The sequence below is a fragment of the Flavobacterium noncentrifugens genome (assembly GCF_900100375.1).
GTDB lineage: Bacteria > Bacteroidota > Bacteroidia > Flavobacteriales > Flavobacteriaceae > Flavobacterium > Flavobacterium noncentrifugens.
In genome coordinates this window covers 12620-29109 of record NZ_FNEZ01000005.1, presented here as the reverse complement: position 1 = coordinate 29109, position 16490 = coordinate 12620, and the positions used below count along the sequence as shown (strand labels likewise).

Here is a 16490-nt window from a genome sequence, read left to right as displayed (position 1 = left end):
ACAATGGTACTAAATTTAACTCGGTTTCTTAAAAACAAAAAGCCCTTCTTTTAGTCAGCCCTTTTGTACCCGGAACCGGAATCGACCTAAAAAATTTGACTCCGGTCCCGTAAAAAAAGCCCTTCTTTTCGTCAGCCCTTTTGTACCCGGAACCGGAGTCACCTAAAAAGGTTTGACCCCGGTCCCGTAAAAAACAAAAAAGCCCTTCTTTTCAGAAGAGCTTTTGTACCCGGAACCGGAGTCGAACCGGTACGGTTTCCCACAGGTGTTTGAGACCAGCGCGTCTACCAATTCCGCCATCCGGGCATTTAGCAGACGAAGAATCGAAAACAATCGATCCATCGCAATAGAAAAGCAAACTTTAAAAGTGTTGCTTATCCTTTAACACGGTGCAAATGTAAAAAAATAAATTTCAAATTCTAAAAAAATACACGAAATTTTCCTTTCAGAGTTCGATTTTATTCCTAAATTTGCACCTCGTTAACGCGACACACAACTAACTAACTACATCCGAGGCATTTATATCACCGCGCTTTTAGGCAAAATTGATAGGATGGCAACGATAAAAACAACACATTGAAATGTCACACCAGGAACCGGAAGCAAAGATATTTGCGTGTTCGCAAAGTGTCTATTTAGCCGAGAAGATCGCCAAAGATTATGGCGTGCCACTCGGAAAAGTTACGTTCTCAAAATATAGTGATGGAGAATTCCAGCCTTCTTACGAAGAATCAATTAGAGGTTTGCGTGTGTTTATCATTTGTTCGACGTTTCCAAGCGCCGACAACCTGATGGAATTGTTACTGATGATCGACGCGGCAAAGCGTGCATCAGCAAGACACGTAACCGCTGTAATTCCGTATTTCGGATGGGCAAGGCAGGACAGGAAAGACAAACCACGTGTGCCGATTGGGGCCAAACTGGTAGCGAATTTATTAGACGCCGCCGGAGCAACCCGCATCATGACGATGGATTTGCACGCCGACCAGATTCAGGGTTTTTTCGAAAAACCGGTAGACCACCTTTTCGCATCGACAATATTCTTGCCGTATGTAAAAAGCCTCAACCTCGAAAACCTGACGATCGCATCGCCAGATATGGGCGGTTCAAAAAGAGCCTATGCCTACTCTAAATTTTTAGAGTCTGATGTGGTGATTTGCTACAAGCAGCGCAAGATCGCAAATGTGATCGACACGATGGAATTGATTGGCGAGGTAAAAGGCAGGAATGTGATTTTGGTGGATGACATGATCGACACCGGAGGCACGTTGGCAAAAGCCGCAGATTTAATGATTGAAAAAGGCGCATTAAGCGTTAGAGCCATATGTACGCACGCGATTTTATCAGGCGATGCTTACGAAAAGATTGAAAATTCACAGTTGAGTGAATTGATTGTTACCGATTCTATCCCGTTACAGAGAGAATCCAGAAAAATAAGGGTAGTGAGTTGTGCGCCGCTTTTCGCCGAAGTCATGGGCATGGTGCAGCACAACAATTCCATCAGCGGGAAGTTCCTGATGTAATGAAAATGCCCGCGTTAAGGATTGAAGCGGTTATCCTTTTGCAAAGCGCAGCGGAGCAAAAGATAAAAGCGGAAAGCCTGACCCGCAGGGAAACGCCCAAAGAAAGTCATTCGACATTTGTCATTTGACGTTCGACCAAACAAGTATTTTTTTATTAACTATATATTTTTACAATGAAATCGATTACGATTAAAGGATCAGAAAGAGAAAGCGTGGGCAAAGTTGCGACTAAAGCCGTACGTAATGCTGGAGCGGTTCCTTGCGTGTTATACGGAGGAGGTCAACCAGTGCATTTTTCAGCAGAAGAAAAAGAATTCAAAAGCTTGGTTTACACTCCAAACGCGCACACTGTTGTGATCGACCTTGGTGGTAAAACTTACGATGCAGTTTTGCAGGATATCCAGGTTCACCCGGTGTCTGACAAAATATTGCACATCGACTTTTTCCAATTGAAAGACGACAAAGAAATCACTATGGAAGTTCCTGTGAAAGTAGTTGGAACGTCTCCAGGTGTACTTTTAGGAGGTGTTTTGCGTTTAAACCAACGTCGTTTAAAAGTAAAAGCGTTGCCGAAAGACCTTCCGGATTTTATCGAGGCCGACATTACGCCAATGGAAATGGGAAACAAAATGTATGTAACGTCTTTAATTTCTGACAAATACAAATTGATGCACCCAGAAAACACCGTAGTAGCTCAGGTGAGAATCTCACGTGCGGCTATGAAAGCAGCTCAGGAAGCAGCAAAAGCAGCGAAAGCGCCTGTTAAAGGAAAGAAAAAATAATTTTTTTTCACAATATTTCAAAAGCGCCGGTTTTACGATCGGCGCTTTTTTTATGCGTCACTGCGACGAACGAACATCATTTGCGAGGAGGAACAACGAAGCAATCTGTCCAAATTTAATCCGAATTTTTCTAGGAGCTATTCCGGCTGTCCGCTGTATCTTTACTCCGCTGCGCTCCATAAAGGATGCCGCTGCCATCCGGGCTAGAGCCTTTCGCTCCAAAATAAAAATCTGCTATATTTGCAGCATGAACTGGTTCCATAAAATATTCAGATCCGAAACTTCGGAACCCAAAGAAATCATTGATCCTATGAAACCGGAGGTTCACGAACACCTAAAAAACAATATGAAAAATGTGAGTAATAAATATCTAATCGCCGGACTTGGAAACATCGGCGCCGAATATGTCAATACACGCCACAATATCGGCTTTAAAATCCTGGATTTTTTAGCCAAACAGGAATCTTTGTCTTTTGAAACCGTAAAGCTTGGCGCCATGGCCGAATACAAATTTAAAGGCCGCACGTTCTTTCTGCTGAAACCAAACACCTACATGAACCTCAGCGGAAAAGCCGTGCAATACTGGATGGATAAGGAAAATATTCCCCTCGAAAATTTATTAGTAATTACCGATGATTTGAATTTGCCGTTTGGAGCGATCCGCATCAAGCCAAAAGGCAGCGACGGCGGCCACAACGGACTCAAGAACATCAATCTCGTTTTGAATACGCAAAACTATACGCGCTTTCGTTTCGGCATCAGCGATGAATTCAAAAAAGGCCAGCAAGTAAATTATGTCCTTGCCGACTGGGATGACAATGAAAAAGCCAAACTTCCGGAAAGACTGGAACTGGCTTCAGAAATCATCCGGTCTTTTGGCACGGCCGGATTAGAAATTACCATGACTTCATTCAACGGGAAATAATGAAAAAACTACTGATCTGTACGGCAATTTTGTTTTTAGGCTGCGCTTCTAAAAAAACGGGCGTCAGTCAAAATCAAGTTGTGCTGCAACTTGAAAGCGAATGCCCGAAAGCCGGAACTTGCAGGATCGAAGTTTTCGAAAACAAAAAAATGCAGGTCAACCTTGATGAATTTGGGAGCGTGTATTACAAACTTGAAGATGATCTTCAGAAAAAAGTCATCAAATATAGCTATTCAAAAACAGTAAAAGGCGACATTCAGGATGCGGGCTATCGTGAGGAAATTGTTTTTGAACTTGACAATTTTGAAAATCAGGATTTTGAAAATGCAGATCTTCAAAAAACACAAATGCTCTTCGGAAGGTTTTGTTACTGCAAAGGACAAACGGGAAATTATAAAGTGGGCTCCGGAAAGCTTTCGATTCAGGATAAAAAAGCCAGTTTAAGTTTCACTGTTTCAGAAGTTCCCCAGCTTATCAAAACCATTACATTTGACATAAAATAAAAAGAGCCCGTAAATTACGGGCTCTTTCATTATAAGTGAATTAAATTATTTCACTGAAATCCTTTTGACAATTTTCTTGTCGCCATCGGTAACCGACACCAGGTAAACTCCTGAAGCCGCTTTGTCCAATTGCAGGTTTTGAGAGAACATTCCGGTATTGCTGTATGATTTATCAAAAATCTTTCTTCCGCTTAGGTCATGAACCAGGATGTTGATTTTTTGGTTTGATGCTGACTTGAATTGAACGGTAAAGTTTCCTGCATTCGGATTTGGATACAAGGCGAAATCCTTGAATTCAAAATTTTCTGCTGCAAGCAATCTTATTTCCTGTGTACATACCGTTACTGAAAAGGAATTGATCGTACCTGTCGTTCCGGCAACCATATCCCTGAAAGCAAATGTCCAGTTTCCTGTTGGGCTAGAACCGTTGAAAGCATTAAGCGCTGTTGCTACGGTTGGCGCGAAAGTTCCTTCTAACGGACTGCTGCAAACAATTGCTGAAGCCTGGCTGTCGAAAGTAACGTTCATATTTGAACTTCCGGAACATTGCTGGTTAAACAATACAACGTTTCCTCCTCCTGGTTTTTGCAATACAATATTCAGGTTTTGAATATTTGCATGTGTGGCATTTACAGTGGCATTCACGTCGGTAATAACCCCTGTTGTTGGCACATTAATTGTTTTTTGAGTGTAAGTTGTACTGTCTGGCAATGCAAAAGCTGCACCGGCATAAGCATAAGTCGTACAACTGTTAACAATTTCATAGCCAATCAGTACTTTTGCTGTGTTGATTGCAAAATATACATTTCCAACTGCTTCTACTTTAATACGGCAATTTTGTGATGCTGGTGTATCAGGAACAATGATCGTTTCGTTACCATCGTTTGCCGTATTTTCAGCAAGTGTGTATGGGAAAGTAAGCCCTCCGTCAATAGACAATTTAATATTTACAGCCGAAGTATTTATCCCGTTTGCATCTGTACCTGCAACATCCCACGTAACCACCTGATCTGAATTTTTCGCCCAGGTCACTGATGCCGCTTGTGAGGTCACTTTGAACGGACCTGTATTGGCATAAGTCAGTGTCATTGTTGACCTTTCCGTTTGCCCGCCTAATGGCATTCTGTTGTCTCTCACCACCAATGAAAAGATCATTGTTCTTGCAACGCTTGGTACTGCTTCCCATGTTGGCGTTAAATTATTTGCAAGAATATCAGAGAGTTTTGGAAAATATCTTGATGGCGATGTAGTTGGCGAATAAGACCTGAAACTTGGCCCTACCGTATTTGTCGCCAATGGCGGCTGCTCTGAAATCTGAAAATTATACTGTTCCCAGCAATAGGTCAGCGCATCGTCATTTACATCCGTTGCAGATCCTGTAAGGACAAATGCTGTTCCAAAAGGAATTGTATAATTACTTCCTGCACTTACTACCGGAGGAGTATTTCCATTGGCTAAAATAACACCACAATTTCCTCCTCCATTTACAAAAGACTGCATTTGTATGAGGCTTCTTGCATGGAAATAAGCATCTGAGTGCAGTTGCACGTTATCCGGGGCACAAATTCCTGCATAAGCCATAATTGTTGTTCCGCTTCCAGGTTCGAATGCCGAAGAGGTAACTCTGTTTCCACCGCCACAACTATCCTGGTCACTATTAAAGGTATGTGAACATCCCCATTGGTGTCCCATTTCGTGTGCTACATAGTCAATGTCGTACGGATCTCCAACCGGAGAATCAGTTCCTGTAATTCCTCTCGCTTTAGTCGCATTGCATGGCCCTTGCGGAGTAGCAACACCACCGGCACCAGTACTTACCGTATGCCCGATATCGTAATTTGCAGTACCGATTACATTATCAATAACCGTTTGGCTTTGGGCTAACAAAGGATATTCGGGTGCAGAATTTTGATTGTCAAATTCATCAGAAGTAATAAAAATAATATCTTCATTATTTGGGATAAGCACCATAGTCAAAGCCATATCTCTTTCATAAACACCATTAACCCTGGCCATGGTAACGGTCATTGCTGCCAATACCGCAGCTTTTTTCTGTGCCAATGTTCCCCCGGAAAGTCCGGCAGCATTCACGTGATAAGCGGCATATTCAATAGTACATGCCATTGCAAGACGGTAGGTTTTAAATAAACTGTTGTTGGCACGAAAAAGCGGCCCTTCAGTAACTTCACCGTTCAAATCAATGCCCGGTTCTTTTACGCCACAAGTATGTTTTTTAGTAGAAGTAAGCCCTTCGCGATCGTAGACGATATAATTTTTTAAATCTTTTGAATAGGGATCGATATAATTTGTTCCGTGAGCTGAAAGCGTCATCGTATGCAATCCAAAAAGTGTGGTTGTTATTCTGATAGAAGCTGTCGGATCATCGATTCCTGTTCCTACATAAGACTGGATTTCAGGATGTCTGGCTGCCAATTCAGGAGCCATTACCGAAGCTTCGTACATCTTGTAATTTTGCATTTTTCCTTCAGCATTTGGGAATGCAATGATTACATTTGAATTTGTCTGAAGCAATCTTGACGGCGCTGCTGCAAGTTTTGATTTCAGCAATTCCATGTTCAAAGCATAAATCTGATAAGCCGCCGGATGCGTATCCCTTGGCAGGATTTCAGAAGTAATTGCTTCAGGTCTTGAAACCTTACTCCACAATTGCTGGCCATACCCATTCCCCGAAAAAAGGAGTACAGCAGCTACAAAAAGTATTAATTTTTTCATTTTTAGATTTTTAAAATAGGAAGTAAAAGTAATATAAAATTTTAATTCAAGGGTTTACCCCATATTTTTTAACACATGTTGCTATTTATGACCTCAGTACGCGTTTTTGAAAAGGTCCCATTCAATATTTGATTATTGAAGTCTTTGCCTTAAATTCGCAATCTTAACTCGAATGCTTTGAAAATTTTTCAGTCCATCAGTGATTTTAATTCCGATAAGAAAACAATCGTTACCCTTGGTACTTTTGACGGTGTCCATATTGGGCATAAAAAAATCATCGAAAAATTGATCCAGAACGCGCAGGCAAGCGGCTGCGAAAGCCTGATCCTGACATTTTACCCGCATCCGCGAATGGTGCTTCAGGAAAAATCAGAGATTAAACTGCTCAATACCATGGCAGAAAAAATTCTTTTGCTGGAAAACACCGGACTCGAAAACCTCATCATTCATCCATTCGATGAAAATTTTTCAAGGCTTACCGCCGAAGAATTCGTTGCCGATGTTCTTGTAGCCAAATTCAACATCCAGAAAATAATCATCGGCCACGACCACCGTTTTGGCCGAAACCGCACGGCAGACATCAATGACCTGATCGTTTTTGGCGAACAGTACGGGTTTGAGGTCGAGCAGATATCAGCACAGGAAATCGACGAGGTTTCTGTGAGTTCGACCAAAATCCGGAATGCGCTGCACGAAGGAAACACCGCATTGGCGCGGCAGTATCTCGGTTATGATTATTTCCTTAGCGGAACGGTCGTAAAAGGAAAACAGCTCGGAAGGACCATTGGTTACCCAACAGCAAACATCAGCATCAAAGACGATTACAAATTGCTGCCGAAAATCGGGGTTTATGCCGTGAAAAGCACCATTGGCGGACAAACCGTTTTTGGGATGATGAACATTGGCAACAATCCAACAGTTGGCGGAACGGCACTTAGCGTTGAAGTCCACTTTTTTGATACAAATGCCGATTTATACGATCAGGAACTTGAAATTTTTGTGTTGCATTTCCTGCGCGACGAACAAAAATTTGCTTCCTTAGACCTGCTGAAGCAACAACTGGCCAATGACAAATTAAATGCGCTTGCATTTATAAACAAATGATTTTATGTTCCGAAAATGCTGCAAGCCCATTGACATTGCGCCCTTAGTCATTTTCCGGATTTTCTTTGGATTCCTGCTTTTTGCCGAAACCTTAGGAGCCATTTTTACTGGCTGGGTCAAAAATGTCATGATCGATCCCGAATTCACTTTTTCCCATATTGGGTTCGAATGGCTGCAGCCGCTTCCAGGCAGTGGCATGTATTTTTATTTCCTGGCCATGAGCCTGCTAGGGTTTGCAGTGATGCTGGGCTACCGATACCGCATCAGTCTTGGTCTTTTTACGATTTTATGGGCCGGTGTGTATTTAATGCAGAAAGAAGCTTACAACAATCATTATTACCTGTTGCTGCTTGTATGCATCATCATGCTTTTCCTTCCTGCGAACCGTTATGCTTCGCTCGACGTAAAGCGAAATTCAAAAATCCAGCTTGATGCAATGCCACAATGGTATTCGGGGATTATGGTTTTCCAGATTGCGATTGTTTACTTTTTTGCGGTCATTTCTAAATTGTATCTGCAATGGCTCGACGGCACTTTTATAAGGCTGCTGCTTGGCGGCGAGCACCATCCGGAATTTTTAAGAGGCTTGTTTGCACAGCATTGGTTTCATTTGTTTATTGCCTGGTCGGGCATTGCATTCGATTTGCTGATCGTGCCGCTTTTACTATGGAAACGAACCCGGACGGCCGCCTTTATCGCTGCGCTTTTATTTCATTTATTCAATGCATCGGTATTGCGTATTGGCATCTTCCCATTTTTTGCATTGAGCTTTGTAGTCTTTTTTTATCCGGCAGATCGCATCAGAACCATATTTCTCAGAAAAAAACCGGCAATACAGCCTGATGATTACCATTTTGAAAATCAAGTCAGATTGCTGTATTTTTTCATTCCTTATTTTATCGTACAGCTTTCGCTCCCGCTTCGCCATTACCTGATCAAGGGCGATGTGCTGTGGACAGAAGAAGGCCATCGGTTAAGTTGGCGGATGATGCTTCGCCAACGTTCGGGCAGTGCTGCCTATCGGGTCGTCGATAAAAAAACCAAGGAAGAATCGTATTACAATTATCAGAAACTGAATCCGAAACAGCGAAATTTCGTCACGACAAAGCCCGATGGCATTTGGCAGATGGCGCAGCATATCAAAAAAGAATATGCGCTTCAGGGAAAAGATGTTAGCGTCTTTGTGAATGCTTCAGTTTCGGTAAATGCCGGCCCGTCTCAGACCTTTATTGATCCGAATGTTGATCTTGCCAATGCAAAGTGGAATTTCTTCGATCACGACGAGTGGCTTTTGTTATATCAAAACGACAAATAATTATACTTTAACCATTTCTTCTGCCTTTTAGCCTATAAATTTTTATTAAAGCTGAATTTGTACTAGTGAAAACATAATTTTTTAGTAAATTTGGGTAAATCCATCATTATTAAGTCTAACCATTATCAGCTTTGCTGATAAAACAAAACCAATTTATTATGAAATTTTCCAGGGAACTCATAAACGGAATCATCATTTTTTTAGGCATCGGAATTTACTTCCTGATTCTTGATTTTATGGGGCTTTCGCACATTTTCATGCTTCGGATATTAAACATACTGATCGTTGCCTACGGTGTAAACCGCACCATCAGCATGAACCAGGCCGATGGCATCCGCGGATACAATAAAAATCTGCTTTCTGCCATTGTCACTTCAATGATCGGCGCTATTTTAAGCATTGCCTGTTTGTTGGCTTACATCCAGTTCAAAGGCGGCGAGCCGTATTTAAAAAATCTTGCCGACAGTTTTATTTTCGGAGGTGGCGAATTGTCGATCCAGCAGTATTGCATCGGATTGTTGTTTGAATCCACAGCAGCTTCACTAATCGTTTCGTTCTGCCTGATGCAGTACTGGAAGGATAAAGTCGAAGTCATTAACAAAGTAGATTAAATAAATCATCAAAAAAATTATGAGGTTTATGCAGTTTCAATGCTGTATAAACCTCATTTATATTTATTCCATATTGATGTGCGGATTCAAACTTTAACTCAGAAACTTTCTGTTTAAACTGGAATTACCTACTTTTGACAATCTTAAAATCGGAGCTATGAGTACAACAAAACACGACTGGACCAAAGACGAAATTATCGCCATATATAACAAACCAATGATGGATTTGCTTTTCGAAGCAGCGTCAATTCATCGCGAACACCACGATCCAAATGTCGTTCAGGTTTCTACCTTATTGTCAATCAAAACCGGCGGCTGCCCTGAAGACTGTGGCTATTGCCCACAGGCAGCACGTTACCATACAAAAGTGGAAGGCAATGATTTGATGTCGGTGAGCCAAGTAAAAGCACAGGCATTGCGTGCCAAATCAAGTGGATCTTCGCGTGTTTGCATGGGTGCGGCGTGGAGAAATGTAAAAGACGGACCAGAATTTGACCAGGTTCTGGAAATGGTTCGTACGATCAACAAACTCGATATGGAAGTGTGCTGTACACTCGGTATGATCACTGAAAACCAGGCGCAGCGTTTGGCTGAAGCCGGGTTGTATGCTTACAACCATAACCTTGATACCTCAGAAGAATATTATAAAGAAGTGATTTCTACCCGCGGATTTGAAGACCGTTTGAAAACGATTGAAAATGTACGCAAAACTAACGTAACGGTTTGCAGCGGCGGAATTATCGGAATGGGCGAAAGTATTGAAGACCGCGCAGGAATGCTCGTGGCTTTGGCGACTTTGAGTCCGCAGCCAGAGTCGGTGCCGATCAACGCGCTTGTTGCCGTTGAAGGAACTCCGATGGAAGAAGAAAAACCAATCGAGATCTGGGAAATGATCCGAATGGTTGCCACCACCAGAATCGTCATGCCTGAAACCCAGGTGCGCCTTTCAGCAGGAAGAATGAACATGAGCCGCGAAGGCCAGGCGATGTGCTTTTTTGCCGGTGCCAATTCGATTTTCGCAGGCGATAAACTGCTGACAACGCCAAATCCCGATGTGAATGAAGACATGAAAATGTTTGAAATGCTCGGGTTGAATCCGCAAAAAGCCTTTACGAAAGTATCGCAGCCAAAAACGGTTGAAGCCGAAGATTCTCAATTTCAGTCATTGGGTGAAAAACCAAAATGGTCGAGACCAGGACATGCGATTGAAAGAAACCTAGAAGCTTCAGGAAAAATCAATACGACAGTTTAAAAAAAATCCTCTTCAAAACGAAGAGGATTTTTTTATTTTAAAAGGAAAACTAAAATGCATGTTCTTTATGGACAATTGTCATTCTGATTGTTTTCTGAACCATTAAGAGTATTAAGGCACAATGTCGTAATTCCTTACTGCTTTTAATGGTTAAATTCTGGATTCGTGGCTGATTGCATTCGAATCATTGAAATTTAAAAATCAAGCACTATTCCAGGACAATACTATTTTTTAATCAGCTTGACCGATTGTGCGCCAATGTCGTGGTGCAGGCTCAGGAAATAAGCCCCCGCTTTATAAGGAAACGGGAAACTGTATTCTTTTTTACCTGGTACTGAAATCGTTTCTTTCTGCAGCATTTTCACCAACTTGCCCTGTGTATCAAAAATGCTGATGATCAAATGGTTTGCTTTTGGAAAATCGACTGTGAAATCCAAATTATTCCTTAGTGGATTTGGGTGTACTTTCACATCAAGATCGTGGACTTTTGGTTTCGCAGTTTCACTTATAGAAAGGTTTTCATCTGAAAATTTATAAATGTGGTTTCCTGAACAGTAAGCCAGGTTGTCGCCTAAAAACTGGATCCGGTTCAAGCTGATCCCGAGTCCGGTATCAATCCAGGTATTGCCTGAATCAAACGTTTCAAGAAATCCGGTATGGTGCCCGCCCATCCAGCCGTGGTTTTCGGTTAAAAATCCAACAGCCTGAATATCGCTGTCAGGAACTTCTTTAGAAACCCAATTCACTCCGCCATCTACTGATTTGATAAGTTTCCCATTTAATGGTGCAACTGATTCTACCGATCCGAACATAATTTGGGTGTTTGAAGCCAATCGCTGCAATTTCCAAACGTATTCGCCCACGATTCCGGTGCTGTATAATTTCGTCCATGAAGTGCCGCCGTTGGTCGTCTTTAACACTACGCCGCCAGTCAAATCGGAACCCGAAGCATAACCTGTATTTTCATCTACAAACAACACTTCAACCAATTTTTCGGCGTAAGCGCTCATGTCGATATATTGCCAGGTATTTCCGCTGTCAACAGATTTAATTACATAAGCCGGCCCAAAGTAAGCACCGCAGCCATAAATCGTGTGATCGCCTACTGCATCCAGTCCGCAAATTGCAGGAACATCTCCGGGAATATTCGTTACGGTTGTCCAGGTATTTCCGCCGTCTATGGTTTTATAAAAATTATGGGAAAGACTTCCTAAAAAGCCAATATTCTCATTCAGGAATTCGATATTCCTGTAATATTCTTCTGTTGAAACATTTTCCTGCTGCCAGTTTTGGCCGCCATCTGTCGTTTTGTATACTGCCGATCCCCAGCCATCTGCCGCCCATCCCAAATCAGGGTTTAAGAAGAAAATATCGTCATAGCGCGATTGGGATTGCGGAATGCTGGGAAGCTCATGCCAGGTGGCCTGAGAAAATGCAGGAAAAGCCAATGCCAAAAGCCATGCTGCACCAAGTAATTTTATCTTCATGATTGCGCGATTTAATTTTGCCTCAAATCTAAATATAATTTTGCTTTAAAACGATAATGTGCTGAATAAATGCAATTTCGATATTCAGGATTCGCTGCAACATGCTGTTGATTTTTATGTATTTTTACGTTCCAAACCGCATTACTCCATGTATCAAAAATCATCCGTTCCGAAAGCCTGGCTTTGCATGCTGCTATGCTGTTTGTTGTGGGGTTTTCAATCGGCAGCATTGGGTACTGAAAAGTGCGACGCGCTGATCCAGAACGGAATTGATGCGATGCGCCGCAACGAATATGTGCATTCACTTGAATTGCTCACGCAGGCGCGCGTACTTGCAGAGAAAAACCATTGGTACAAACAGCAATTCCTGGCCATCAATAATATTGGCGCCAATTATTATTCGATGCTTGAATATGGTGAAGCCCTGAATTTTTACCTCGAAGCGTATACGATTGCAATCAAAGAACTGGAACCAAAATACGAAATGACGGTGCTCAACAACATCGCTATTTTATATTCGAAGGAAAAAAAGTATGACAAAGCGATTGAATATTTTACGAAAGCCTACAACATTGCCAAAGAAAATAAGGAAGAGGTAAAAATTGGATTGTATGCAATGAACCTCGGAAATGTGTCGAATGAAATGGACAATCCAAAGCTGGCACGTACTTACTTTAATGAAGCTTTGCCGCTTTTAAAAAATGAGCCGCAGTTTCTCGTTCTTGCTAAAATAGGGATTGCCGAATGCGACCGCCAGCAAAATCATCCGGAACTGGCGCGAAAAACTGCCGAAGAGCTGCTCAAGACAACGAAAGACCTTCAGTTCAACGATGTTGGCACTTCCATTTTAATGATCATCGCAAGATCGTATGCTGCTGAAAACAATACTGAAATGGCAATTGCCAATGCCAATAAAGTCCTTATAGCCAATCCAAACTTAGAAACCAAAATAGCCGTTTTTGAATTGCTTTCGGATCAATATTCGAAAAACAAAGCTTTTGGCCCAGCCTTAAATTTCAGGGATTCCATTCTTAAAGCAACCGTTGCGCTCAATGAAATCAAAAACGGGAAACTTTTTGAGAATAGCAAAGTAAAATTTGAAATCCAGAATTACCGAAACGAAATCGCACTCAACGAAACCAAAATGTCCAACGAGCGCAGGATTTTTTATTCGGTGCTCGCGATTATTATTATCGTGGTCTTTTTTGTAGTATGGACGTTCAGGAATTTATCCATCAAACACAAACAGAACAAACTCATTGCAGAACGCAGCGAGCAAATTCTTGCCCTGGAACTTGAAAAAGAAAAAAGCGACAACCTGCTGCTCGAAAAACAATTCATTGAGAAAGAAACCAACGCACTGCTCGAACAGGAGCGCCTCAAAAATGAGCTCGAACTCAAAAACCGCAAATTGTCGGCGAAAGCGCTTTACCTCTCCGGAAGGAACCAGATGATCGAAGAAGTATTGTCGGAACTTACTGCGTTGCCGCAGCTTTCGAAAGATGTGCCATTGGTCAGCCACATTACGGCCTTAAAAAACCATTTGAAAACCGATGACGAATGGAACAATTTCATCACCCACTTTGAAGAAGTCAACCAGACTTTCTTAAATACGCTCAAAGCGAAACATCCGGGACTGACTGCAAACGACATCCGTTTCATTTCCTATATTTACATGAATTTGAGTACCAAAGAAATTGCTTCGATGCTCAACGTTACCGCCGAAGCCTGCCGCAAAAGAAAGGAACGCATCTCAGCAAAAATGGATTTGCCGCCTGACGTAAATTTCTACGATTACCTCACTTCTTTATAGCAATCACGCTTTGTCTGTAAGGATGTCACGCTTTGTCCGCCTTTAATTTTTGATTTAACCGTGTTTTTTCTGAACATTTATGGAAACTAAAAAACCTAAATAACAATGAAAAAAATTACAATCATGGCCTTCATGCTGATATCGGGATTTTACCTCCAGGCGCAAACCAGCTTTGAAGCTTCAAAAGATTTTGGCAAACTGATGAACGTGACGTATGACGCGAACATCCAAAATAAATTATACGCAGCAACACAAGGCAATCACATTGTAGTTTCTACAGATAATGGGCAAAGCTGGTCTGTTTTGTATTCGCATCCCGAAAGTTTTTTTATCGACGATTTAAAACTGACCCCAGATCACAACAGCCTGTCTTTCTCAACGCGCACAACACTTTACATTTACAGCCTTGCGACCAATACGATTACCGCTTCGGTTCCTGTACCCCAGAACAATGTGGAAGGTGCAGGCGCAAGTTATTACAGCTCTTACAGTTTATTTGATTCGACCGGAACAGTAATGGTGGCTGACACCGGTTTTCCTTTTGGATTTTCAAGCCAGGGAAAAACATTTTACACCCAGGATGGCGGTGCAAACTGGAGCGAGATTTACTATACCGTTGACAACGACAATGTTTTTGTAAACAACGTCGCTATCAGCCCGACAGACAACAAGAAAATACTTCTTGCCAGGGGAAATGGCGATACCGGAGTTGACGGCGGCTTGTGGATTTCATTAAATTCCGGAGGCAGCTGGACGCAAACACTTGAAGGCGTAACGCTTGACCCGATTTCGTTTAATCCAGGAAACAGCAATGATATTTTTGTGGGTTCATCGATCGGTTTCGGAATCCATCCCGAAAATATATTTCGTTCGGCTGACGGCGGCGCAACATGGCAGGCGCAAAATATTGTTTGGACAGATGAAACTTTAAACAACATCACTTCTATACAGTTCAATCCGGCGAACCCGCAGGAAATCATAGCGCTTGAAGAAAATGAGATCGTACGAACGACCAACAATGGCGAAACCTGGAGCAATATCGTTTATCCTGTCGGAATTGCGATGGACTATTACTACGGGATCGAGGCTTCTTTTAATCCGTTTGACAGCAATCAAATTGCGGTTACAACCGATTTTTATCCGCAGCATTTCAATAAAACAACGAATGCGCTGACGCAGATCAAGGCACCGTTTTACAACATCATCAGCACTTCTGTCGGGAAATATGCATCGGGCACTGAACTTTATTATGGCGCTCAGGGCGGACGTTTCCATAAAAACATCGCTTCGGGAACGACCAACATTTACGATACCGAAGACCCAAATTCATTCAATCCAAAAAAGAATTATATCATTGCCGATCCAGTGGTTGCCGGAAGGGTTTTTACCTATGCTTCGATGGGATTCTTTGGCGGTGCGCTTAATGTGAGTACCGATTATGGTGCGACGAAAACGAATATTTTACAGGCTTTTTCAGATGACATCCAGGAACTGGCCGTTGATCCAAACAACAATAAAATCATTTATGTTTCGATGCGTTCTGGCGAAGGCGGAAGCGTGACCAAAATCGATTTTACCGATCTGGAAAACATCGTTACGACTGATATTGCTACACCTGAAGTGAATGAGTTTGGCGAAGGCGTTGTAACCGGGATTGTAGTTGCGGGAGCCGATTCAAATACGATTTACATTACCAAAAAAACAGGCTTTTACAAGTCTGTTGATGGCGGAACAACCTGGACCTTGTCAAATGACGGACTTGAGGATATTGATGCTGCTACCGATCTGATCTGGGATATGGCGAAAAGCCCGTTGAATGCAAACCAATTTACTTTGTGCAGCAATCGCGGCGTTTTCAATTCGGTTGATTCAGGCGCACATTGGACTTCGGTATTGCCTGGCGTTGATGTGAGAAGAGTGAAACATTCGCCTTTGAACCCGAACGTCATTGTAGCTACTGTTTTTGCAAATGCAAACGAAACTGCATCGATACAATATACGACAGACGGCGGTGAAACCTGGACTGCGATTGCTGCTCCGGAACTCATGTATGTAAACGCTTACGGAATGGATTATGATTTTGACGGCGATGCCATTTATGCCTACATTGGAACAAGCGATCTTGGCGTTGTAAAATATGAAATTCACGATGACGCGCTTGGCGTTAAAAGTGCAACGGCTTCTTCGGCAATTGGTTTGTATCCAAATCCCGCTGTCGCAAATGTAAATGTGATAACGAATGACACCATTGAAACGGTAAGCATTTATTCTTTATCCGGACAGAAAGTAATGGAAAGCCAGTCGAAATCTTTTAATGTCTCAGGGTTAAGCAACGGAATTTATGTCGTAAAAGTAAAAACGGCCAACGGACGCAATTACGTTCAGAAATTGGTAAAGAAATAATTTAAAAACAGACTATAAAAAAAGCTGCTCTTTTAACGG

12 protein-coding genes and 1 tRNA gene are annotated in these 16490 nt (G+C 42.1%); 10 read left to right on the top strand and 3 right to left on the bottom strand.

From position 1 onward, the window contains the following. Positions 1 to 226: 226 nt before the first annotated feature. Positions 227 to 306 (bottom strand) — tRNA-Leu (locus BLS32_RS13760). Between the two features lie 275 nt (positions 307 to 581). On the opposite strand from BLS32_RS13760, the gene BLS32_RS13755 reads away from it, so the two are divergent. The 4 genes from BLS32_RS13755 to BLS32_RS13740 all read left to right on the top strand — a co-directional run bounded on the left by BLS32_RS13755 (position 582) and on the right by BLS32_RS13740 (position 3733). Continuing rightward, positions 582 to 1523 (top strand): ribose-phosphate pyrophosphokinase, encoded by a 942-nt coding sequence (locus BLS32_RS13755; RefSeq protein WP_091397043.1) that lies wholly within the window; start codon positions 582 to 584, stop codon positions 1521 to 1523. Positions 1524 to 1696: 173 nt separating this feature from the next. Further along, entirely contained in the window at positions 1697 to 2305 is a 609-nt protein-coding gene (locus BLS32_RS13750) for a 50S ribosomal protein L25/general stress protein Ctc (protein WP_091397040.1), read from the top strand. A gap of 247 nt (positions 2306 to 2552) precedes the next feature. Beyond that, positions 2553 to 3230 carry an aminoacyl-tRNA hydrolase gene (gene pth, locus BLS32_RS13745; RefSeq protein WP_091397037.1) on the top strand — a complete coding sequence of 226 codons (678 nt, stop codon included), beginning with the start codon at positions 2553 to 2555 and terminating at the stop codon, positions 3228 to 3230. Next, complete coding sequence (locus tag BLS32_RS13740; protein ID WP_091397034.1) at positions 3230 to 3733, top strand: hypothetical protein; 504 nt, start codon at positions 3230 to 3232, stop codon at positions 3731 to 3733. Before pth ends, BLS32_RS13740 begins: the two co-directional genes overlap by 1 nt. A gap of 45 nt (positions 3734 to 3778) precedes the next feature. Here BLS32_RS13740 and BLS32_RS13735 read toward each other — a convergent pair whose 3' ends face one another. After that, entirely contained in the window at positions 3779 to 6466 is a 2688-nt protein-coding gene (locus BLS32_RS13735) for a zinc-dependent metalloprotease family protein (RefSeq protein ID WP_091397032.1), read from the bottom strand. Positions 6467 to 6643: 177 nt separating this feature from the next. Here BLS32_RS13735 and BLS32_RS13730 point away from each other — a divergent pair, with 177 nt between their 5' ends. The 4 genes from BLS32_RS13730 (at position 6644) to bioB (ending at position 10748) form a co-directional block, all read left to right on the top strand. Further along, positions 6644 to 7570, top strand: a complete 927-nt coding sequence (locus tag BLS32_RS13730; protein ID WP_091397029.1) for a bifunctional riboflavin kinase/FAD synthetase — start codon at positions 6644 to 6646, stop codon at positions 7568 to 7570. Positions 7571 to 7574: 4 nt separating this feature from the next. Further along, positions 7575 to 8885 (top strand): HTTM domain-containing protein, encoded by a 1311-nt coding sequence (locus tag BLS32_RS13725; RefSeq protein WP_091397027.1) that lies wholly within the window; start codon positions 7575 to 7577, stop codon positions 8883 to 8885. Between the two features lie 158 nt (positions 8886 to 9043). Beyond that, positions 9044 to 9496 (top strand): hypothetical protein, encoded by a 453-nt coding sequence (locus BLS32_RS13720; RefSeq protein ID WP_091397025.1) that lies wholly within the window; start codon positions 9044 to 9046, stop codon positions 9494 to 9496. Positions 9497 to 9653: 157 nt separating this feature from the next. Beyond that, entirely contained in the window at positions 9654 to 10748 is a 1095-nt protein-coding gene (gene bioB / locus BLS32_RS13715) for a biotin synthase BioB (protein ID WP_091397021.1), read from the top strand. Positions 10749 to 10972: 224 nt separating this feature from the next. Here the strand turns inward: bioB and BLS32_RS13710 are convergent, their stop codons facing one another. Next, a complete protein-coding gene (locus BLS32_RS13710) occupies positions 10973 to 12235 on the bottom strand; it encodes a YCF48-related protein (RefSeq protein WP_091397018.1) in 1263 nt (420 codons plus the stop codon). 148 nt (positions 12236 to 12383) lie between these two features. Between BLS32_RS13710 and BLS32_RS13705 the strand changes: the two genes are divergently transcribed. Together BLS32_RS13705 and BLS32_RS13700 are read left to right on the top strand one after the other, a co-directional pair. Next, the gene (locus tag BLS32_RS13705) at positions 12384 to 14048 is read left to right on the top strand and encodes a tetratricopeptide repeat protein (protein ID WP_139171780.1); all 1665 of its coding nucleotides are present in this window, start codon (positions 12384 to 12386) and stop codon (positions 14046 to 14048) included. Positions 14049 to 14153: 105 nt separating this feature from the next. Then, positions 14154 to 16451 (top strand): T9SS type A sorting domain-containing protein, encoded by a 2298-nt coding sequence (locus BLS32_RS13700; RefSeq protein ID WP_091397012.1) that lies wholly within the window; start codon positions 14154 to 14156, stop codon positions 16449 to 16451. Positions 16452 to 16490 lie beyond the last annotated feature (39 nt).

What these genes read in the sequence shown, in the direction of transcription:
- pth (WP_091397037.1), top strand. Translation starts at nt 2,553, where the DNA reads ATGAACTGGTTCCATAAAATATTCAGATCCGAAACTTCGGAACCCAAA.
- BLS32_RS13720 (WP_091397025.1), top strand. Translation starts at nt 9,044, where the DNA reads ATGAAATTTTCCAGGGAACTCATAAACGGAATCATCATTTTTTTAGGC.
- BLS32_RS13740 (WP_091397034.1), top strand. Translation starts at nt 3,230, where the DNA reads ATGAAAAAACTACTGATCTGTACGGCAATTTTGTTTTTAGGCTGCGCT.
- BLS32_RS13725 (WP_091397027.1), top strand. Translation starts at nt 7,575, where the DNA reads ATGTTCCGAAAATGCTGCAAGCCCATTGACATTGCGCCCTTAGTCATT.
- BLS32_RS13705 (WP_139171780.1), top strand. Translation starts at nt 12,384, where the DNA reads ATGTATCAAAAATCATCCGTTCCGAAAGCCTGGCTTTGCATGCTGCTA.
- BLS32_RS13700 (WP_091397012.1), top strand. Translation starts at nt 14,154, where the DNA reads ATGAAAAAAATTACAATCATGGCCTTCATGCTGATATCGGGATTTTAC.
- BLS32_RS13755 (WP_091397043.1), top strand. Translation starts at nt 582, where the DNA reads ATGTCACACCAGGAACCGGAAGCAAAGATATTTGCGTGTTCGCAAAGT.
- BLS32_RS13735 (WP_091397032.1), bottom strand. Translation starts at nt 6,466, where the DNA reads ATGAAAAAATTAATACTTTTTGTAGCTGCTGTACTCCTTTTTTCGGGG.
- BLS32_RS13710 (WP_091397018.1), bottom strand. Translation starts at nt 12,235, where the DNA reads ATGAAGATAAAATTACTTGGTGCAGCATGGCTTTTGGCATTGGCTTTT.
- bioB (WP_091397021.1), top strand. Translation starts at nt 9,654, where the DNA reads ATGAGTACAACAAAACACGACTGGACCAAAGACGAAATTATCGCCATA.
- BLS32_RS13750 (WP_091397040.1), top strand. Translation starts at nt 1,697, where the DNA reads ATGAAATCGATTACGATTAAAGGATCAGAAAGAGAAAGCGTGGGCAAA.